Raw genomic sequence first — 18,483 nt, 5'->3', positions numbered from 1 at the left:
TCGCTGCGGCAGAGCTGGCGCTGTGCAACCTGATGAACGCCGCCGGGCACTACAAGGCCACGCATTCCGAGATTGACCGCGAGGCCCTGTCTGCCACGATCAAAGCCGCTGCCGCCCATCTGGAAGCCGCAGCCATCCGGGCGCAGGGGAGTGAGATGGCGGACCGGAAATACGAGAAAAAGTACGGCAAGGGTCCTCACSTCACTGCAGATGCAGTGGTCCGGCGCGCTGACGAGTTTGCATTGATCCGACGATCAGTGCACTCACGTCCTCGCGAACCCAGACATCGGAAATGGTCGCAAGATCGAGCCGCATGAGATCACGCATCTGGCGAGGATGCGTGGCGCGGTGGTTAGTAGCGTTGCAGCTTGGCTCGTTCGCCGCAAATCCTATGTGTCTGGTCCGCCTTAGGCAAAAACCGGATGCCGATGGGGAGAACAGCCATGTGCCATGCAACCCCAGGAGGCTGAACCAAGCGGTCATGATGACGATGACGACCGAGACGGAGTAGTGCGCCCATGGTCTGCCCCCTTAAGAAATTGGCCCGACCGAAGTGCGAGTTTCGACCGGGCCGGCCCGTTTTGAGCGACGCGAAGGCGGTGCCATGCCTCGGAGCTTACAAAGATTCTAAAGAGCAAACAGTTCCGAAAAAATTGGGAGTCTTTTCAACGTTATAGCTGAACGGATATAGCGCATTCTTTAATTAGAGGAATTTGGAACAGGTCCCTTCGCGAGCGAGTTTGAGGCGCATCGCACAATCGTGTGCGCAACCGGAGGAACCACATGAACCGTACGATTCTTGGAATGGTCGCTGCGTCTGCGCTCGTGGCCAGCTCGGTTGCTTTTGCTCAGAGCACCACCATCACCATCAGCCAGCCCGAGCGGACCAAGATCAAGGAATACGTGGTCAAGGAGAAAATGAAGCCGGTCATGGTCAAGGAGAAGGTCACGGTCGGCGCGACGCTTCCCGCGGATGTTGAGCTTCGAACCGCTCCTGCCGATTGGGGCACGAGCGTCAGCAAGTACAGCTACGTCTACACCGACAACCACGTCGTTCTGGTCGAGCCTTCCAGCCGGAAGGTCGTTCAGATTATCGAGTGATCGTTGCTGACGAGCCGGCCAATGGCCTGGCTCGTCACACCGCCCGCCGGTGACTCCGGCGATTCATTACAGCGCAGTGTTCCGTGAGAATCGGCGCCTCTCAACGCCGAGCTGGCCGTTTTTGAACCCACGCGCAGGGTAAACCCTCCCGATACGGGCGACACCAGTTCGGCATCACTCTCATCAGGGAGGATGTCCCATGAAAAAACTTGCAGGCGTTGCCTTAGCCGCCTTGGCACTACCTGGGGTCGCCTGGGCCCAGCCGATCGTGATCGAGCAAGATCAGGCCCCGCGCGCCAGGTCCGAAGGGCCGATGGAACGTCAAATGCCGCCGCGCGGTCCCGAAGCCGAGCGCGGTTCTCCGGATCGGACTGAGATGCCGGCGCGAGAGCGGCGAGACGTTCAGTCTGGCCCCTCACGCGGTCAGGATGCCGAGCGCATTCAGGCTCCCAAACGCGATCAGGCGCAGAAGGAGCCGCCGTCTTCTTCCGAACGGCCTCGAACCGGGCAGAGAGAAAAGGACACTGAACGGGATCGGGCTGCGCAGCGTGAACAGCCTTCGCAGCGGGACACGAACCGCGCAGGCGAGCGCGCACACCCAAACAGCGACGCGGATAAGTCAACGGGCTCAGCGAGGTCGTCGCAGCCAGAGAACAGGACCAGCCCGAGCAACGCCCGTTCAGCGCAGCCCGAGCCGCAGACGAACCAGCCCGGAACGGCGTCGACACCAGAGAAGCCTGCTGCTGGACCCCAAACGGCTCAGCCCAGCGCTGGCAACAAGACCGACACAAACCGTATTGCTGAGACTGTCAGGCAGAGTATCGACCGAAAGGAAATCCGGCCAGTCAAGGACTTCGGTGTCTCGGTGTCGGTCGGCGCAGAACTGTCGACACGCGTGGAACTTCGACCCCTACCGCGGGAGATTGCGGAGATGCGCCCGCAATATCGCAACTTTAGTTATACGGTATCGGACAGCGAGATTGTCATTGTCGACCCGTCCAGCCGGCGCATTGTCGAGGTCATCGAACGTGATGGACGAAGTGGCGGGGGCGCGAACCTCTATGCTCTGTTCGAGCAGAGGCGCGACGCTAGGCGCTGGCGCAGACCTGACACAGTCGTATTCCAGACCGGTGTCATCATCCCGCGAGAAGCTCAGCTATATGCCTTGCCCGTTGAGGTGATCGAAACCCATCCGCATTGGCGTGGCTATCAGTACGTGATGACCGAGACCGACGAGATTGCTGTCGTAGAGCCAGGCTCGCGTCGCATCGTCGAGGTCGTCGATCGCAGTAGCCAGAGCGGAACCGCCACAGCCGCGGGAGCGGGACGTGCTGCCACCCCAGCAAGCCCGCCGCTCACTGACCGGCATGAGCTGGCTAAGCTCATCTTGCAGCAAGCCAAGCCCGGAGAAATGCAGAGCCTCGACGGTCTCAAAGGCTCGGTCCTGCCGAGCGAAGTCGCGATCCGGCCGTTGCCTTCCGAAGCGGAGCAGCGTGAGCCGCAACTGCGTGGGATGCAGTACACATTGATTGGCGACGATGTGCTGATAGTTGACCCACAAACGAGGCGCATCGTGGACGTCATCGAATAAGGCCCGAGAAATGCGCTCCGTCCGCCTTGGCTGGCGGAGTGCACCAGCAGGTGACCAAGAATGAGCACGCATTTTGTAGAGACGGGAGAACGTTGTTGAATTCCTGCCAATTGGAGCGAAATCGGCGCTCCAGCCTGCGCTATCTGTCGGTTCTTCTCTCGGCTGCGGCAGCGATTCCGCTCCCCAGCCGCGCAGGGGATGTACAGCTCCGGAACTGTGAAGACAGCCGCCGCGAAGTTGCTCGAAAAGGCGAAGCGATGCTGCTCAGTCGAGAAGAACTTGAAGCACGGTTTGTAAGAGACAGGAGTTTTTGCCGCCCTACTGAAAGAGCTGTTCCCGCTTTCATTAAAAGCCAGGACCGGGACATGTGTTTCGTGGGTTACGAGTGCCGACATTCATAGCCCGCACGGTCATCAAAAATCCGCATCAGCCGCAATTTCCCGATGCGGACGATACTAGAGCTTTTCGTAGATGCTTCGGAGGACCACTGCACTGAACCAGTTAACGGATTCGCTTCGCGAGAAGACCGATGTTGGTCGGCGGCCATATGGCCGCCAGATCGTTTTGACACTCGCAGATCAGGCGACTGTGTCTGCCAGGTCCTTCGCGACCTTGAACTTCACGACGGTCTTCGCAGGCACATCGATCATGGCACCGGTCGAAGGGTTGCGAGCCTGACGCGCATCGCGCTTGGCTGCGGACAGCTTACCGACCCCGCCCAGCGTGACGTCGCTGCCCGACTTCAGGGTCTTCGAAACCACGCCCGCCAGCGAGGCCAGTACGGCTGCCACGTCGGCCTTGGACTTGGCTGCGTCTTCGGCGACTGCAGCGATCAGTTCATTCTTGGTCATGATTTTCTCCAGAGGATCCATTAGAGTTTTGCTGATTGCGCGCGGAGAAGCATGAAAGCACTTGACAGTATTCGAGGGCCTAGGTGCAAAGCCCAAACACGCACTCGATAGCTTCGCCCGCCGGACTGAATGCGCCATATGCGGACCTTGGGCTCCCGCCGGAAAGCGGACACTGGTTTTGAAAGTCATAGGGCGCCTCGACGCGGCGCTTGCCTACCTGTTTTGGCGCAGGGCACGCGGCGTTACTCCGAACGCCGCCTTGAAGTCCCGTGAGAGATGGGCGCTGTCGGCAAAGCCTGAACCCATGGCAATGTCGGTGAGCGAGCGCCTGAAACTCTTCATTGGTGCGCGGAAGGGCTGTCCTCGGAACGCGGCGGGGGAGCCGCCTTTAGGCGCCAGAGTGGAAGGCCGGATTTCATGCAACTCCGGCCGCCCACGCTCCGTTGCGTAGGCAGCCGGCCGACCTGCTTCCGCTTTCAGGCGAACAAAAAATCACTCTGCGTCAGCGTGTGCGTGAAACTGTGGAGCGTCACCTGATCCGCTCCCGCCGTAATGACGGTATCGGCGCCGCTTTGCGCAACGGTCAGGTCGGCGAAGGATTGCACGCCCGCCACGCCGCTGAACGCGATTTTGTCCTGCTGGACCTGGCTGAAGTCTTCGATGATGTTATTGGTCCCCACTGTCATCGAACCAGCGTCCTTGAACAGGAACACATCGGCGCCGCCTTGAGCCTGGTCGCTCAGTTGTCCGTCGCCCCACATGTCGTTGCTGACCGCGGATCCGGATGCTGCGGTCCCGGCGATCAAGGTATCGTTGCCGCCCTTGGCTGAGCCCGACAGGTTTGCGGCGTCACCGAAGAGAATGTTCGTCATCGTGGCACCGTCGGTGTTGTTGCCGCCGGTCAGCATATCCTTGCCTCCTTGCGCAGAACCGGACATGGAGAGCGCATCGCCGTAGAGCTGGTTGAGAGCCTCCCCGGTACCAGTGCCGCCCGACAGGCGATCGTTGCCGCCTGTCGCATCGCCGGACATCGTCAAGGCGTCGCCATAGGCCAAATTCGGGAATTCCTCGCCTGTTAATCCCCCAGCAAAGACCGCGGCGTCATCGCCCCCCTGAGCATGGCCGGACATATCGCCGCCCGCATCACCGAAGAAAGTAGTGGCGGAGCCGGGACTGCCAGTGAACGTGTCGTTGCCGCCCTTCGCAAAGTCGGACATGTCGACGCCCGCGTCACCGTAGAAAATGCAGCTGTGAAAGGCCGTCTCGCTTGTGAAACTGTCGTCGCCGCCCTGAGCATGGCCGGACATGTTGCGCCCGGCGTCGCCGTAAAAAACGCTGCTACTGAAGAGGGCGCCGGCCGTCAAATCGTCGTTGCCGCCCTGGGTGAAATCGGACATATCGAGGCGCGCATCACCGTAGAAAGTGTTGGCAATGTCGCGGAAGCTGACACTGGTGAAGCTGTCATTGCCGCCTTGAGCATGGTCGAACATGCTGCCGCCGCTGTCTCCGTAGAAAATGTTGTTCGACGCGAAGCCGCCGCCAAAGCTGCTGTCGTTGCCGCCCCGAGCATGGCCGGACATATCGCCGCCCGCATCACCGGTGAAAGTATTGACGGATAGGCCCCCGCCCTGGAAACGATCGTCGCCGCCCTGAGCCTGATCGGACATCCGGCCGCCCGCATCACCGATAAAAGTGTTGATGGAGAGGCCCCCGCTCTGGAAAGTGTCATTGCCGCCCTTTCCGTGGTCGAGCATGTCGCCACCCACGTCACCGTAGGCCGTGTTGGTGGAGCTGAGCGCACCCCTGAAGGAGTCGTCGCCGCCCTCAGCATGGTCGAAGATGCCGCCGACCGCATCGCCATAGAAGGTGTAGTCGGCCGGGACGCCCCCGCTGAACGTGTCGTTGCCGCCCTGGGAATGATCGAGCAGGCTGCCGCCGGCGTCGCCGACCAAGACATTGTTGGTCGGATCGCCGACGAGGGTGTCATCGGTGCCCAATTGATGATCGGTCAGATCACCCGGGGTAAACGGGACGCGGTGAGACATGGTATGCTCCCACTGAGTTACCCCAGCGCCCGTCACAATTTTAGGCTGATACGCCCGAGCCCACAACGAGCACAAATGGGCTAATTCGGTTCAATCGCTTCGGCCGAGCGGTAACTCATCCAGGTGCGCGACGACGGCCTCCGGGGAGATGAGCACGACGCCATATCCCGGCGCCTCGAAGCTCACCGGCGCCACGTCCTGCGTCACGAAGTCCAGCGCAATCTGATGTTCGTTCCCCTCACCCCGGAGAAAGGTATTCCGTGCCAGGACCCGGCCGTCGCTCGATGCAGGTGTCCCACGAACATGTGTCGAACCCGGCCCATGTGCGGTCGCAGGACGCCCAGCAACGAAGGCCGCGTCCATGTGGAAGGCTCGGATGCGCGCGACGCAGCGCCTCAGGCGGTCCTGGGGGTCCAGGCCGTGCAAGGGCAAGCCGGGGCCGACGAGGTGCAGGTCGGACAGGTGAATAAACTTCATGTCGCCAGCCCACTCGGACTCACCGGCTTGCTCATGATGACGCTGCGGTAGTTGGTATGGGACCACTGCGCATGCTCGATAAAACGGTAACCGCGACTCCGATACAGTGGGACGAGGTGCTCTGCCGGCTCCGCGGTGTCGAGTGCGATCTCCTCCGCTCCCGTCTCGGCCGCCCGTCGCTCCGCTAGGTCCATCAACCGCGCGCCAAAACCAGTGCGTTGCCCGTCCGGCATGACGGCGAATTGGCCGAGGCTGGCAACTTCGGAGCGGTCTAACCAGGGCGAGCCAGAGGTTCGATTGGCCACCTTGAATAGGATCGTGCCGACGATGGCGCTGCCCGCGACAGCGGCCCAGCACTCGCCCGAGGCGGCTCGATCCCGCGTCATGGAGTCGGACTGGTGCGTCGCCATGTACCGCAGTCCCATGGCCGCCAGCTGTCGAGGCTGAAAGCGTCTCGACCGCCGCCCGCCTCCTGGGCTTGACAGTCAGCTAGCAACTTCGCGAGCTGGAGCGCAGCCTGGGCGTCCACCTCCTGGAGCGTGCCGCCGGACGGATGATCGTGAATGCCGCTGGGGCTGCGCTCGTGGAACCTGCCCGGCGCGCGATCTCGGCGGCTGAAGATGCTGTGACGGCTGTCGCGGAGCACGGCCAGGGTGGCGCCGGGCGGCTGCGGCTGGGAACCGGCGCCACGGCCTGCATCCACCTCCTGCCGCCCGTACTACGACGGGTAAAGGCGGCAATGCCCGGGCTGGTGGTGACCGTGGCCATCGGCAACACTGCGGAGATCCTTCCACGGCTGGAAGCGGGCGACCTCGACGTGGTTTTGGCGACACTGCCCGTACCGCAAAGCCGGGCTCTGAGCACCACGCGGCTGCTGGCCGACCCGCTGCTCGCGCTGCTGCCAGCCGCCAGTGCCGCCCCCGGGCGAGGCGCCGATCACGGCGAAGGCGCTCGGCGCGTTGCCATTGATCCTCTATGAGGAGGGCGGCAACACGCGAGCGGCGACCGATGCCTGGTTCCGGCAAGCGAGAGCAGAACCGGAGCCGGTGATGGAACTCGGCAGCGTCGAGGCGATCAAGAACTTCGTCGGCTCGGGGCTGGGTGCTGCCGTGCTCCCCGCCCTGGGCGCTGCCGGAGCCGCTCCCGGGCACCGTCACGCGCACTCTCCAGCCCGCCGCCTCGCGCTGTCTTGGTTGCGTACTGCGGAAGGAGAAGGTGCTGGACCGGGGATTGCGGCTGTTCCTTACTGAACCGCAGCGTTGGAGACTGATCTAGAGCCTAAATTATCCGAGGCCTATTTCTGCTGCCCACCCATTTTGGCCGTTTTGGTTGAACGGCTCACAGCCTAGCCGGAAGTAGACCGAACCTTCGCACAGCAGTTAAGGGCAGGCGCTCCACCGTCCCTCTTGAGGGCGTTCTATGCACCAGCAAATGGCATCAAGGGCGGATCGAGACCGTCATCGTCTGCGGGCAATGCCGGACGTACGGGCTTCCCGGGAATCGGGTGACGCTTCCTTGCACTGTCATGGGCTTTTTACGCGACGCCAGCGGCGATGCCGCTTATTCGGAATGGCTCGATTTTAAGATGGACTGGCCGGCCTAACCGGCTCCTAAACTCGGCCCGGTCTCCGAAAGGGGGCCGGGCCTTTTTGCTATGCAGAGATCACTCGATGATCTGAACGATCTTGCGGGAGCTCGGCTCAACCAGAACCGTCTTATCGTTGACGACAGCGAAGCGGTACTGCGTGACGCCAACATCAGAAGGCAACGTGTGCAAGGTCACCGATGACGGTAGGGCGGTGCCGACAGCAACCGACTCGGTCACTTTCACGGAAGCGGGGTGTTCCTTCATGATGTACGTCCGGACCTTGCTTTGCTGATCCGTCGTGATGGTGGTGGTTGTAGTCGATGTCTGCGCGATTGCCGCGGAGCAGGTCAGTGCTGCAACCAGTGAGATCAGGACTGGATAGCGCATCGAGATTCTCCTCTTTCGAATCCCCCCGCCGGTTTCGCAAACACCGATGGAGCGCGCTTGTTCCATGATTGGCCTGCCGGCCTCGCATAGGGCGCGTACTGCGGCATGGCGCCGAGCTGGAGTACCCCTCCCGCAAGATGTTACCGCGGATGGTGCGCGGAGTTCGGGCATGTCAAATGACGTTGAGATCGTTGCAACCCTTCCTAAATTTGCCTTCGCAGGTGTCCTTTTTGGAGGGAGGGAGACATGCCTTTTTCGTCGCTGAGCGACCCCACTGATCTCGCTCGGGCTTACGCGGCATTGGAAGCTGTATGGAACGAGGTGAAAGGTTCCATCCCCGACGAAGAATGTGAGAAAGAGCGGATGAAGATTGCTTACATCGTCGCCAGCCTCGTACCTCAGTCGCTGGACGAGGAGGAGCTGACTCAGAGTGTCCTGCTCCGCTACCGGCGGTTAGTAGCGGCCTGAAAGAAGTGCCCGTCGGCGCTTGCCGGCGGGCACCTCATACTGAGGAACGAATTCACCACCCCCCCGTTTGGGACTCGTTCGCGGTGCGCGTCGGGTTCTCAGAGAGATCCTAACCTTACTCCTCGGCGCGGCGCAGGATTGGCGTCGGCTCTGCTCAACCGTCGCCCTAGCAGCGCTTCACGCGAGTTTCCGGTCATGCCGGCCGTCCCACGCCCTTACCGCCTGCTTGAGCGCACTCATTTCAGCCTGCTCGTCCTCAGAGCGCTCGCCAGCCTCCAAAGCCTTCAGTCGGTCGAGAGCAACGGCATAATCCTCTCGCGATTCGATTTCGAATTTCGAATTTGGCTCGCTTGGCCTCTGATCCGGATAATGGATTGCCTTCGCCTTCATCGGTCGATCCTCCTTGCGGGAGAACGACGGGGATCGACCAACGTTCCGACCTAGGCGTCCTGGTCGATCCTGAGGGTGTGAAGCTGAAGGCAGAGACGCCAGGCGAACTATTGCAGCCCGTTATCGCCAAGCCCCGCTCAGCTACCCGTAGATCAGAATGAACACGAGCGCCGTGTGAGGCCGTGGGGGACCAGAGCGTCCTTTGCCCGGTCTCGCTTCGGCGCCGCGGGGTTTGTGCGTTTCTAAGGCTATTGCTTCGGCTGATGCCTGGCCTGCCCCTGGCTGGCCTTGGCGCAGCGACAGCGCAGGCAGATGTCCGGAATCGGCGTTACGGGCGGCATCTCGCTGACGTCGATGCCGTTCCGATAATGGTTGCATTCATTGCAGGAGATTTCCGCGCAGCGGAGGCCTAGTGCCTGATGACCGCCTCGTCGGGCTCGGCCTCGATAACGCCATCGATCATCGCTCGGCGATGTCGTGGATACGTCGAGGCCCTTGGCCTGCCGGCGATGCGCTTCGAGATCCGGGTTACCGCGATCATCGATTGAGCGGGTTCTGGCTATACCGCTTACGTGGGAAAAGGCGTCTTCGTCTCCCACATTCTCCCATCGATGATCGAACACTCGGTTCGGTTGGCTCAGCTTGGAATGTCCGCTTCCCGACAAGATGCCAATGTCCGGAAATGGCGCACATCTGCCTCGGTTCTATAGCGAGATGGGCCGCCGCTCAATCGGTCCGGAGCTGATGCCGCGAGCGGCGAGTTTTCGTCAGCTTGGATTAAGCAATATTGCGATAGTCGGGAGCAATCCGGGAGAGTGATCGTGGTCCAAGGGCGAAAGCCCTTGGAGCTTCTCTACCGCGGTTCTCAGCCGATCGTTACGATCAGCTTCCCTTCCGCCGGGCGGTCCGCGATCGCCTCGTGCGCGGCCGCGACGCCGGCGAGGTCGAACTTGCGCGGATCGAGGCTCGCTGCCACCTTCCCGGCCTCCACTAGCCTTGTCGCCTCACGCATGATCTCGCCATGATGCGCGCGCCCTTCGCCGGTGAGGAGCGGGTGCAGGGTGAAGACGCCCGAATAGGTGGCGCCCTTGAAGGAGAGGGGCGCAAGGGCGTGTGTGCCCCAGCCGAGGCAGCTCACGACATGGCCGAACCCGCGCACCGCCGCGAAGGATGCATCGAGTATCGTGCCGCCGCCGGTATCGTAGACAAGATCAAAGCCGTGGCCGTCGGTGTGCTTGGCGACATACTCCGCGACCTCGGTGGATTCGTAGTCGATCGGAGTTGCCCCGAGGCCACGGATGAACGCGGCGCGCGAGCCTCGATCGACGGCGAAGACGTCCGCGCCGAATGACTTCGCGATCTGCACCGCGACATGTCCAACGCCGCCCGCGCCACCCTGGATAAGCACCTTCTGGCCGGCGCTCACTCCGGCGCGATCGACTAGCCCTTCCCAAGCCGTGATGAAGATGAGCGGAAGCGCGGCGGCCTCGCGCATCGAGATGTTCCAGGGCTTGCGCGCGAGAAGCGCCGCATCGACCGAGGCATACTCCGCCAGCGATCCCTGCAACCCGCCGACGCCGCCGGTCATGCCGTAGACCTCATCGCCGCGCCGAAAGCTATCGACGCCTTCTCCCACCTCCTCCACCACGCCAGCAAGATCGATGCCGAGGACCGCGGGAAGGGGGTGGCGCGCATGCGCTGCGGCGCCCGCGCGGATCTTCGTGTCGAGCGGATTGACGCCGCTCGCGCAGATCCTGACGAGAACCTCGCCGGCGCGCGGCTTGGGACGCGGTATGTCGATCAACCGGAATTCGCCGCCGTGTGTCTCGAGGACAGCAGCCTTCATTGTGAGATTGGCAGTCATCAGATTTCTCCTTTCATGAAGGAGAAGGTGGAGGCTTTATTGCCGCATGGAAATTATCTATTCTGTTTTTAGTCCATGCAATTTTGTTTGAGTTGGAGCGCTTCGTTGGAGTGGAGCGATATCCGCGTTTTCCTGGCGATTGCGCGACGCGGCACATTGGGAGCGGCAGCCAGGGAGCTGGGACAGACCCAACCGACGATGGGCCGCCGGCTGCGTGCTCTTGGAGGCCGCCCTCGGCCACCGGCTGTTCCAGCGCACTCAGGACGGCTTCGTGCTGACCGACGAGGGCCAGGCCGCACTCGCGCATGCGCAGCGGATGGAGGAGGAGGCGCTCGGGCTCCGGAGGGAGTTGGCGGGGGCCGAGGCGACGCTCGAAGGCCTGCTGCGCGTCTCATGCTCGGACTGGTTCGGGATCGTGGTCCTTGCCCCGATCCTGGCGGAGTTCTCGGCGATCCAGCCTCGGGTCACGGTAGAACTCCTCACGGACCCGAGGCTCTATAGCCTTCCGCGACGAGAGGCGGACCTGGTTTTCCGCATCAGGCCCTTCGACGAACCCGAAGTCGTCTCCCGGCGCCTGATGCGTATTCCGTACGGAGCCTATGTGAGGGCGGGCGCTGCCCGTCCGACCGGTGACGGAGCCGGTTATCCCCTGGTCCTCATGGATACTACGTTCGGCGGCATGCCGGACGTCCACTGGATCACACGGAAGCTCCCCCAGGCGCACATCATGTCCCGCAGCAACAACCGCCAAATCCAGGCGCGCCTGTGCGCGTTGGGCGTCGGCCTCGCCGTCCTGCCCCGACCGCTCGGCGACACCGTCGCGGGGCTCGACCTGATCGACCTAGGTGAACCGCCTCCGCCAAGAGACACCTGGGTGGGCTATCATCGCGACATGTGCCGGAACGCCCGCCTGCGCGCGCTCCTCGATCTAGTCATCCATCGGCTCGGAGGGTATTTCAGCGGCACCAGCAAGGCCAGCGAAGCCGTCTCGACCTGATACGCTGGAGGAAGCGGGCAATTGTGGAGAAGCAGCAAACGCTGCTCCTCGACGACAACAGTTTCCCGGGCCGCCCTGAGGGCGCCCAGGTGCTCGCCCCTGACGATGACCCGACTCTTGCCGATCCCGTCGAGCAGGAGACTTTCCCCGCAATCAAGCCGCCGCTGCAGGGCGATCTGTTCTGAAGGTTATCGCCCAGGGTCGCGAAGAAAGAATTTGGGCCGTCAGCCGCTACACCTTCGCGAAAAGGGTGCCAAAAGCCCTGCGGGCGACCTTCAGCTGGGTCTGGGATCGATCTCGCAGCGGCCCTTCCTGGACCGCGATAATGAAGTGATTCTTATCATCCGGGATGATCATCAGCGGTCGGCTGCGAGGGTGCTCAGACCGGCTGGACGAGGATCATCCGGATCAGACCATCTAGCCGGCTGACACTATGATAGCGGCAAGCAGCCAACTCGGCTGGGTCCAGATGCCGCGGCGCTGATCGTCAGGATGCATGGGCCACGCCGATTTCAACGCGGCCCGACGCCCCCTACAGCCACCAAAGCAACGGTATTGCGAGGGACGAGGCGCTGAGCGGATCTCGCACTCAATGTCCACCCCGACGCTGTGGATCTAATCGGGATCTGGCAGTCCGGAGTCGACGACGCCTTCCTTGCGCTGCCGGATCTTCCCAGAAGGAGTACAGGCTACTCGCTCGCGCCCGTCGCAAGGCCGGCGCCAGCGAACCCGATATGACGCAACTCCTCGACTGTGGCTACCATGGGCCGGAATGATCTGCCCGGAACGCCGATAGAAGACGAGCGGCTTCCGCCGAGATAAGGGAATCTCAGGGATGTCGCACGCCGCGATCGCGAATCGCCTTGACCGCTCTGTCGACGATACGGTTGATCACGTCCTCGGTCCCGGCCACGCTCCCATCACGCTCGTCGAATATGGGAGCTATGCCTGCCCATACTGCCGCGCTGCCAATGAGCGCATCGTCGAAGTCCGCGACCAGCTCGGGGAGCGCCTGCGCTACGTTTTTCGCCACCGGCCGCTCACCGGCAGTGACATTGCGCTGCGCGCGGCTGCGTTGGTCGAGCGGGCGCAGACGGCCGAGCAGTTCTGGGACGCGCATGTCAAGCTGATGACGCGCTCGCAGGTTCTAACCGAGGAAGATCTTGAGGCGGTCGCCCGGGATCTCTGCTTCGCCGATCTTGATCCGGAACGCGATGCGCAGGAGGCCGAGCGTGCGGCTGCGCGCGTCGAAGCCGACATCGCTAGCTCAAAGGCCAGCGGTGTACGCTTCACGCCCTCGTTCTTCATCAACGAGCGGCGCTACGACGGCCCCTGGGACGAGAGTTCCTTTCTCGATGCGATGCTGGGAACGCTCGGCCATCGCGTCCGGGTCGCGGCCCTCGACTTCGCCAGTTGGGGGCCCTCGGCCGGCATCCTTCTCCTACTCGCGACGATCTTCGCTACGGCGTTGACCAACTTACCGCTGGGCCCGACTTTTGAGGCCTTCTGGCACCGCGAGATGGCGCTCTCGTTCGGCGACGCTCACTTCGGCATGTCAATCCAGCATTGGATCAATGACGGCCTGCTCACGATCTTCTTCCTGGTCGTCGGCTTGGAGATCAAGCGCGAGTTCACCGTCGGCCATCTGGTGAGCCGACGCTCAGCCGCGTTGCCGATCGCCGGCGCGATTGGGGGTATGCTGGTTCCGGCGGCGCTTTACCTGCTCGTCCTGCCAGGTGGCCCCTGGTCGCATGGCTGGGGCGTGCCGATGGCGACGGACACCGCATTCGTCATCGCCATCATCGTCATGATGGGCCCGCGAGTGCCGATCGAGTTGCGCATCTTCCTTACCGCAGCAGCCATCGTCGACGACATCGGCGCGATCATCGTGGTCGCGCTCTTCTACTCGGGCAAGCTCGAGCTCGGTTACCTAGTGGCGGCACTGGCCCTGACCGGCGGGCTCGCGGGCCTCAATTACGCGCATGTCTACCGCGTGACGCCTTATGCGCTGATCGGCATCGCACTCTGGGCCTGCATCTATGCCGGGGGGCTGCATGCGACGCTGGCCGGTATTCTGCTGGCGCTGTTCATCCCGACGCGCCCGCCGGCCAATCTGTCCGCGCTCACCGCTCAGGCTAACTCGATCATGTTGGCGGAAGCTGCGCATGGTGCTGAAGTGCTCCGGCACGGCCCTTCCACTCCCGCATTGCGCGCGCTTGACGCCATCCACGATCGACTCGAATCGCCCGCAGATCGCCTTCTCCGCCATGCCGGGGCCCGATCGAGCTATCTGGTGCTGCCCCTTTTTGCCTTGGCGAATGCTGGCGTCGCCATCGCGCCGAATCTTTTCGAAGGGCGGGGCATGCTCGTTATCGCGATCATGGTCGGGCTGGTGGTCGGCAAGCCGCTGGGAATGCTGAGCGCCGCCGCGCTGGCGGTCCGCCTCGGCATCGCGGTCAAGCCCGCAGAATATTCCTGGCCGCAACTCGCCGGCGCGAGCGTGCTCGCCGGCATCGGCTTCACCATGTCGCTTTTCATCGCCGGCCAGGCCTTTGCCGACCCCGATGATTTCGCCGCCGCCAAGGTCGCCGTCTTCGCCGCGTCGATTGCCGCGGCCCTGCTGGGCGCGGCTGTGCTCTGGTGCGCAGCGCCGAGGCTCACCTCTCAGGCACAGGAATGAGCGTTGGCCAATTCTACTAACCTGCGGATTCGATCAACGCTTCAAGCTTCTGAAATCGTTCGTTAGATGGCCCAACCAACGGACAATTGAACACTTGTCACGCTTTGAGGGGATGTCTGCATGCCGTTCGGATGCACAATGCCGCAAAGCTCCCCGACGGTTTGCTTCGGATCCTGGCGTGAAGCAAAGAGACGTCCTGTTTCTGCCGGTCTGTCCGGCCCGAAACAGGCTGCAATGCGGCCGCGGCGCCGCCAATTAGCGATAAACTCGCTAATGTTCACGATAGCTGGTGCGCCGATCCGCCGCAGCGCTGCTCCCGCGGTCCCCTTCGGCTATTCAGAAAGACATGCTACTCTTATTGCATGTTTGATGGCCATACAATTTCGTAAGATGTCTTGGTCTCCGCGCTATGTGAACGCTGCGCCCTCGCGCTACCAGGGAATCGTCGAGGCCCTCGCGGCGGATATCGACAGCGGGGCCGTCCAGCCGGGGGAGCGGCTGCCGGCGCAGCGCGCCGTGGCGAAGGCGCTCGGTGTCGATCTGACCACGGTCACCCGGGCCTTCAACGAGGCGCGAAGACTCGGTCTTATCGAGGCTCAGTCGGGCAGGGGAACCTTCATCTGCGGGACGGTCGATGCTGCGAGAACCTCCGTGGAGGAGGGCGGCCGGGCCGGCATCGATCTCGGCATGAACATCCCGCCGCAGCCCCGGAGCGCGCGGCTGCAGCAGCGCATCGCTGATGGCGTCGCGGAGCTTCTGCGCAGCCCAAGCGGGCTGTTGCGCTTTTCCTATCAGGAGAGCACCGGCCATGCCGCGGACCGGCGAGCGGCCGCGGCCTGGCTGCGGGACCGACTCTGCGAGATCCAGCCCACGCGGATGCTCGTCGCGGCGGGGGCGCAGAGCGCGCTCTTTGCGATCTGCACGTTGCTTCTGGCGCCCGGCGAGACGGTGGCGGCCGGCGCGATGACCTATCCCGGGCTGAAGGCAGTCGCGCTACAATGCGGCTTGCCGCTAGCCCCTCTTGAGATGGACAAGGAAGGCATCGTCCCGGACAGCTTCGCGGCTCTGTGCAGGAAGGCGGCGCCGAAGGCGCTCTACGTCGTTCCCTCAATCGACAACCCGACGACGGCGAACTTGCCGCTCGCGCGCCGCCAGGCGCTGGCCGAGCTCGCGCGCCGCCATGGCGTCCGCATCATCGAGGATGATCCCTATGCGCCGCTCCTGCGAGATCCGACGACGCCCTTCGCCGCGCTCGCGCCGGATATCACGTGGCACGTCGCGACTTTGTCGAAAGCCGTCACGCCGGCGCTCAGGGTGGCTTACGTCGTCGCACCAGAGGAGGCCCAGGCGCTCGACCTCGCGGGCGTGTTGCGCGCCACGACGCTGATGGCGCCGCCGCTACTGGCGGCGCTTGCCTCGCGCTGGATCACTGATGGCACGCTTGCTGAGATCGTCACCGCGATCCGGGAGGAGAACGGGCGCCGGCAGGCCTTGGCCGCCTCGATCTTGGGAGCGGCCGCCGCCGCCGACCCGCAGGGTCCTCATCTGTGGCTGCGTCTTCCCGCCCATTGGCGGGCCGAGGAATTCGCGCAGCGCGCCTCAGGCTCCGGCGTTGCGATCGTTCCCGGCTCCGCCTTCGCCGTCGCCGCCCCCGCGGTCGAAGCGGTGCGCCTGTCGCTGGGCGCCGTACCGGGGGATGAGGCACTCACGGACGCCCTCTCCAAGCTCGCCGGCCTTCTCTCAAAACCCTCGCTCGCGCCGCGAGCCATCGTCTAGCAAGGCGAAAGGACGTGTCATGTTCGGTCTGACGGCACTGGAACTCGCCCGGATCCAGTTCGGCTTCACGATCTCCTTCCACATCGTCTTCCCCGCCATCACGATCGGGCTCGCGAGCTATCTCGCGGTACTCGAAGGGCTCTGGCTCTGGAAGAAGGAGACGGTCTATCGCGATCTCTACCATTTTTGGTTGAAAATCTTCGCGGTGAACTTCGCGATGGGCGTGGTTTCCGGGCTGGTCATGGCCTACCAGTTCGGCACAAATTGGAGCTACTTCTCCGCTTTCGCCGGTAGCATCACCGGCCCACTACTCGCCTATGAGGTGCTGACTGCCTTTTTCCTTGAGGCTGGGTTCCTCGGCGTCATGCTCTTTGGCTGGAACAAGGTGGGGCCTGGCCTGCATTTCTTCGCGACGACTATGGTCGCGCTCGGCACGCTGATCTCCGCCACCTGGATCCTCGCCTCCAACAGTTGGATGCAGACGCCGCAGGGCTTCGAGATCATCGACGGCCGTGTCGTGCCGATCGACTGGCTGAAGGTCATCTTCAACCCGTCCTTCCCCTACCGCCTCGCGCATATGACCATCGCCGCCTATCTGGCGACGGCGCTCTTCGTCGGCGCCTCCGGCGCCTGGCATCTCCTGCGCGGTCGTTCTACGCCAGCGGTGCGCACGATGACCTCGATGGCGATGTGGATGGTCCTGATCGTCGCCCCGATCCAGATCGCGGTAGGCGACGCGCATGGCCTTAACACGCTGGAACACCAGCCGGCCAAGATCGCGGCCATGGAGGGCCACTGGCGCAACGAGCCGGGCGAGGGCGTGCCGCTCCTGCTGTTTGGTTGGCCCGACATGGCAGCCGAGACCACCCGCTTTGCCGTCGGCATTCCCCGTCTTGGCAGCCTTATTCTGACGCATTCGCTGGACGGTCAGTTCCGCGGCCTGTCGGAGTTCGCACCGCAGGACCGGCCGAACGCCACCATCGTATTCTGGTCGTTCCGGGTGATGGTCGGTCTCGGCATGCTGATGCTGGTGCTGGGCGTTTGGGCGCTGTGGCTCAGATGGCGAGGCCGGTTCTACGCCTCGCCGGCCTTCCTCCGCTTTGCCCTGTGGATGGGGCCGAGCGGGCTCATCGCCATTCTCGCCGGCTGGTTCACGACGGAGATCGGCCGCCAGCCCTGGCTGGTCTATGGCGTGATGCGGACCGAGCATGGTGTCTCGAACCACTCGGCGCTGGCGCTCTCGATGACGCTGGGCCTGTTCATGGTGATGTATTGCGCCGTCTTCGGCACGGGCATCAGCTACATTCGCGCAAGCAGCGGCGTCAGTTTCATCAGCCACGGCTTCGTCGCGACCATTTTGGCGAGCTGGTTCAGATCGACGGCAGCGAGCATCGCTGGTTCGAGGATCGTGGCCCGCGCTGCACGCTGATCGTATTCATCGACGATGCGACGGGGCGCCTGGTCGGGCTTCGTTTCGTCCCATCAGAGAGCGCCTTTGCGTATTTTGAGACGTTGAAGGGCTATCTGACGAGCCACGGACGCCCCCTCGCCTTTTATTCCGACAAGCATTCCATCTTCCGGGTGTCGAAGCCGCAGGCTCAAGGCGGTCAGGGCATGACCCAGTTCGGCCGAGCACTGAGCGAACTGAACATCGAGATCCTGTGTGCGAACTCGAGCCAGGCCAAAGGGCGGGTGGAACGCGTGAACCGCACGCTGCAGGACCGCCTCGCGAAAGAGTTGCGGCTCGAAGGAATCTCGACGATCGAGGCGGCAAACGCCTATCTTCCTGCCTTCATGGCGCGCTTCAACGAGCGCTTTGCGACGGCGGCGGCGCGGCCGGAGAATCTCCATCGTCCGCTGGAGCGGGCGCCCGGACAGCTCGACACGATTCTGGCCTGGCGGGAACAGCGCTATGTCACGCAACAGCTGGCGCTTTCCTATGACAGCAAGCGGATCATTCTGGATGAGACGCCGCTGACGACTGGGCTGGTCGGCAAATACGTCGAGACCTACGAGTATCCTGATGGTCGGCTCGAGGTGCGCTGGAAAGGCATCGCTCTGCCTCATCGCGTGTTCGACAAGAAGCAGCGCGTGACGCACACCGCGATTGTCGAGAACAAGCGGCTTTCGGAAGCTCTTGCGTGGGTGAAGGCTCGCCAGGATGAGATCCGACCGGTACGAACCAAGACGAACAGCGAAGCCGGCGGCTACATCCCGCGCCCGAAAGGACGCCGAGGACCGATCTCTTTCGCCGATCGCCACGCCGCG

Annotated in this window: 17 protein-coding genes and 3 pseudogenes; 12 read left to right on the top strand and 8 right to left on the bottom strand. The window is 63.1% G+C overall.

Features of this window, described 5'->3' with window-relative positions; genetic code table 11:
* The 3 genes from AC1DDA_RS26980 to AC1DDA_RS26970 all read left to right on the top strand — a co-directional run.
* A partial coding sequence (locus AC1DDA_RS26980; RefSeq protein ID WP_476798063.1) for a hypothetical protein occupies nucleotides 1-317 on the top strand: 317 nt, incomplete at its 5' end.
* 466 nt (nucleotides 318-783) lie between these two features.
* On the top strand, nucleotides 784-1,101 hold the full coding sequence (locus tag AC1DDA_RS26975; RefSeq protein ID WP_476798062.1) for a DUF1236 domain-containing protein: 318 nt from the start codon (nucleotides 784-786) through the stop codon (nucleotides 1,099-1,101).
* Nucleotides 1,102-1,300: 199 nt separating this feature from the next.
* Nucleotides 1,301-2,692, top strand: coding sequence for a DUF1236 domain-containing protein (locus AC1DDA_RS26970; protein ID WP_476798061.1), 1,392 nt, complete (start codon nucleotides 1,301-1,303; stop codon nucleotides 2,690-2,692).
* 578 nt (nucleotides 2,693-3,270) lie between these two features.
* Here the strand turns inward: AC1DDA_RS26970 and AC1DDA_RS26965 are convergent.
* From AC1DDA_RS26965 to AC1DDA_RS26945, 5 genes are all read right to left on the bottom strand, one after another.
* The gene (locus AC1DDA_RS26965; protein ID WP_476798060.1) at nucleotides 3,271-3,543 is read right to left on the bottom strand and encodes an HU family DNA-binding protein; all 273 of its coding nucleotides are present in this window, start codon (nucleotides 3,541-3,543) and stop codon (nucleotides 3,271-3,273) included.
* A 213-nt stretch (nucleotides 3,544-3,756) separates the two neighbouring features.
* Nucleotides 3,757-3,885 (bottom strand): AraC family transcriptional regulator, encoded by a 129-nt coding sequence (locus AC1DDA_RS26960; RefSeq protein WP_476798059.1) that lies wholly within the window; start codon nucleotides 3,883-3,885, stop codon nucleotides 3,757-3,759.
* 134 nt (nucleotides 3,886-4,019) lie between these two features.
* The gene (locus AC1DDA_RS26955) at nucleotides 4,020-5,588 is read right to left on the bottom strand and encodes a hypothetical protein (protein WP_476798058.1); all 1,569 of its coding nucleotides are present in this window, start codon (nucleotides 5,586-5,588) and stop codon (nucleotides 4,020-4,022) included.
* Nucleotides 5,589-5,678: 90 nt separating this feature from the next.
* Nucleotides 5,679-6,065 carry a hypothetical protein gene (locus AC1DDA_RS26950; protein WP_476798057.1) on the bottom strand — a complete coding sequence of 129 codons (387 nt, stop codon included), beginning with the start codon at nucleotides 6,063-6,065 and terminating at the stop codon, nucleotides 5,679-5,681.
* Entirely contained in the window at nucleotides 6,062-6,475 is a 414-nt protein-coding gene (locus tag AC1DDA_RS26945; protein WP_476798056.1) for a GNAT family N-acetyltransferase, read from the bottom strand. The genes AC1DDA_RS26950 and AC1DDA_RS26945 overlap by 4 nt, the downstream gene beginning before the upstream one ends.
* Before the next feature lie 143 nt (nucleotides 6,476-6,618).
* On the opposite strand from AC1DDA_RS26945, the gene AC1DDA_RS26940 reads away from it, so the two are divergent.
* Nucleotides 6,619-7,044, top strand: coding sequence for a LysR substrate-binding domain-containing protein (locus AC1DDA_RS26940; RefSeq protein WP_476798055.1), 426 nt, complete (start codon nucleotides 6,619-6,621; stop codon nucleotides 7,042-7,044).
* The gene (locus tag AC1DDA_RS26935) at nucleotides 6,977-7,315 is read left to right on the top strand and encodes a LysR family transcriptional regulator substrate-binding protein (RefSeq protein WP_476798054.1); all 339 of its coding nucleotides are present in this window, start codon (nucleotides 6,977-6,979) and stop codon (nucleotides 7,313-7,315) included. The genes AC1DDA_RS26940 and AC1DDA_RS26935 overlap by 68 nt, the downstream gene beginning before the upstream one ends.
* 413 nt (nucleotides 7,316-7,728) lie before the next feature.
* On the opposite strand, the gene AC1DDA_RS26930 is transcribed toward AC1DDA_RS26935, so the two are convergent.
* Nucleotides 7,729-8,040: a DUF1236 domain-containing protein gene (locus AC1DDA_RS26930; protein WP_476798053.1), complete on the bottom strand. Its 312-nt coding sequence runs from the start codon at nucleotides 8,038-8,040 to the stop codon at nucleotides 7,729-7,731.
* Nucleotides 8,041-8,286: 246 nt separating this feature from the next.
* Here AC1DDA_RS26930 and AC1DDA_RS26925 point away from each other — a divergent pair, with 246 nt between their 5' ends.
* A complete protein-coding gene (locus tag AC1DDA_RS26925; RefSeq protein WP_476798052.1) occupies nucleotides 8,287-8,508 on the top strand; it encodes a hypothetical protein in 222 nt (73 codons plus the stop codon).
* Nucleotides 8,509-8,685: 177 nt separating this feature from the next.
* On the opposite strand, the gene AC1DDA_RS26920 is transcribed toward AC1DDA_RS26925, so the two are convergent.
* Complete coding sequence (locus tag AC1DDA_RS26920; RefSeq protein ID WP_476798051.1) at nucleotides 8,686-8,898, bottom strand: hypothetical protein; 213 nt, start codon at nucleotides 8,896-8,898, stop codon at nucleotides 8,686-8,688.
* Nucleotides 8,899-9,763: 865 nt separating this feature from the next.
* Complete coding sequence (locus tag AC1DDA_RS26915; RefSeq protein ID WP_476798050.1) at nucleotides 9,764-10,762, bottom strand: zinc-dependent alcohol dehydrogenase family protein; 999 nt, start codon at nucleotides 10,760-10,762, stop codon at nucleotides 9,764-9,766.
* Nucleotides 10,763-10,867: 105 nt separating this feature from the next.
* On the opposite strand from AC1DDA_RS26915, the pseudogene AC1DDA_RS26910 reads away from it, so the two are divergent.
* The 6 genes and pseudogenes from AC1DDA_RS26910 to AC1DDA_RS26885 all read left to right on the top strand — a co-directional run.
* Nucleotides 10,868-11,759 (top strand): annotated as a pseudogene (locus tag AC1DDA_RS26910) (LysR family transcriptional regulator).
* 23 nt (nucleotides 11,760-11,782) lie between these two features.
* The gene (locus tag AC1DDA_RS26905; RefSeq protein ID WP_476798049.1) at nucleotides 11,783-11,944 is read left to right on the top strand and encodes a hypothetical protein; all 162 of its coding nucleotides are present in this window, start codon (nucleotides 11,783-11,785) and stop codon (nucleotides 11,942-11,944) included.
* A 650-nt stretch (nucleotides 11,945-12,594) separates the two neighbouring features.
* Nucleotides 12,595-14,439, top strand: coding sequence for a Na+/H+ antiporter NhaA (gene nhaA, locus AC1DDA_RS26900; RefSeq protein WP_476798048.1), 1,845 nt, complete (start codon nucleotides 12,595-12,597; stop codon nucleotides 14,437-14,439).
* Nucleotides 14,440-14,829: 390 nt separating this feature from the next.
* On the top strand, nucleotides 14,830-16,215 hold the full coding sequence (locus tag AC1DDA_RS26895) for an aminotransferase-like domain-containing protein (protein ID WP_476798047.1): 1,386 nt from the start codon (nucleotides 14,830-14,832) through the stop codon (nucleotides 16,213-16,215).
* A 19-nt stretch (nucleotides 16,216-16,234) separates the two neighbouring features.
* Nucleotides 16,235-17,521, top strand: a pseudogene (locus AC1DDA_RS26890) (cytochrome ubiquinol oxidase subunit I); the annotation flags it as partial.
* Nucleotides 17,521-18,483 (top strand): annotated as a pseudogene (locus AC1DDA_RS26885) (ISNCY family transposase); the annotation flags it as partial. The pseudogenes AC1DDA_RS26890 and AC1DDA_RS26885, both read left to right, overlap by 1 nt.

The organism is Allobosea sp. 10N428, assembly GCF_056394545.1.
The sequence above is the reverse complement of the archived record's forward strand: the minus strand, read 5'-3'. Positions and strand labels throughout refer to the sequence as shown.

Coding starts and splice junctions, on each gene's coding strand:
- AC1DDA_RS26975 (WP_476798062.1), top strand. CDS start 784: ATGAACCGTACGATTCTTGGAATGGTCGCTGCGTCTGCGCTCGTGGCC.
- AC1DDA_RS26970 (WP_476798061.1), top strand. CDS start 1,301: ATGAAAAAACTTGCAGGCGTTGCCTTAGCCGCCTTGGCACTACCTGGG.
- AC1DDA_RS26965 (WP_476798060.1), bottom strand. CDS start 3,543: ATGACCAAGAATGAACTGATCGCTGCAGTCGCCGAAGACGCAGCCAAG.
- AC1DDA_RS26960 (WP_476798059.1), bottom strand. CDS start 3,885: ATGAAGAGTTTCAGGCGCTCGCTCACCGACATTGCCATGGGTTCAGGC.
- AC1DDA_RS26955 (WP_476798058.1), bottom strand. CDS start 5,588: ATGTCTCACCGCGTCCCGTTTACCCCGGGTGATCTGACCGATCATCAA.
- AC1DDA_RS26950 (WP_476798057.1), bottom strand. CDS start 6,065: ATGAAGTTTATTCACCTGTCCGACCTGCACCTCGTCGGCCCCGGCTTG.
- AC1DDA_RS26945 (WP_476798056.1), bottom strand. CDS start 6,475: ATGGCGACGCACCAGTCCGACTCCATGACGCGGGATCGAGCCGCCTCG.
- AC1DDA_RS26940 (WP_476798055.1), top strand. CDS start 6,619: ATGATCGTGAATGCCGCTGGGGCTGCGCTCGTGGAACCTGCCCGGCGC.
- AC1DDA_RS26930 (WP_476798053.1), bottom strand. CDS start 8,040: ATGCGCTATCCAGTCCTGATCTCACTGGTTGCAGCACTGACCTGCTCC.
- AC1DDA_RS26925 (WP_476798052.1), top strand. CDS start 8,287: ATGCCTTTTTCGTCGCTGAGCGACCCCACTGATCTCGCTCGGGCTTAC.
- AC1DDA_RS26920 (WP_476798051.1), bottom strand. CDS start 8,898: ATGAAGGCGAAGGCAATCCATTATCCGGATCAGAGGCCAAGCGAGCCA.
- AC1DDA_RS26915 (WP_476798050.1), bottom strand. CDS start 10,762: ATGACTGCCAATCTCACAATGAAGGCTGCTGTCCTCGAGACACACGGC.
- nhaA (WP_476798048.1), top strand. CDS start 12,595: ATGTCGCACGCCGCGATCGCGAATCGCCTTGACCGCTCTGTCGACGAT.
- AC1DDA_RS26895 (WP_476798047.1), top strand. CDS start 14,830: ATGTCTTGGTCTCCGCGCTATGTGAACGCTGCGCCCTCGCGCTACCAG.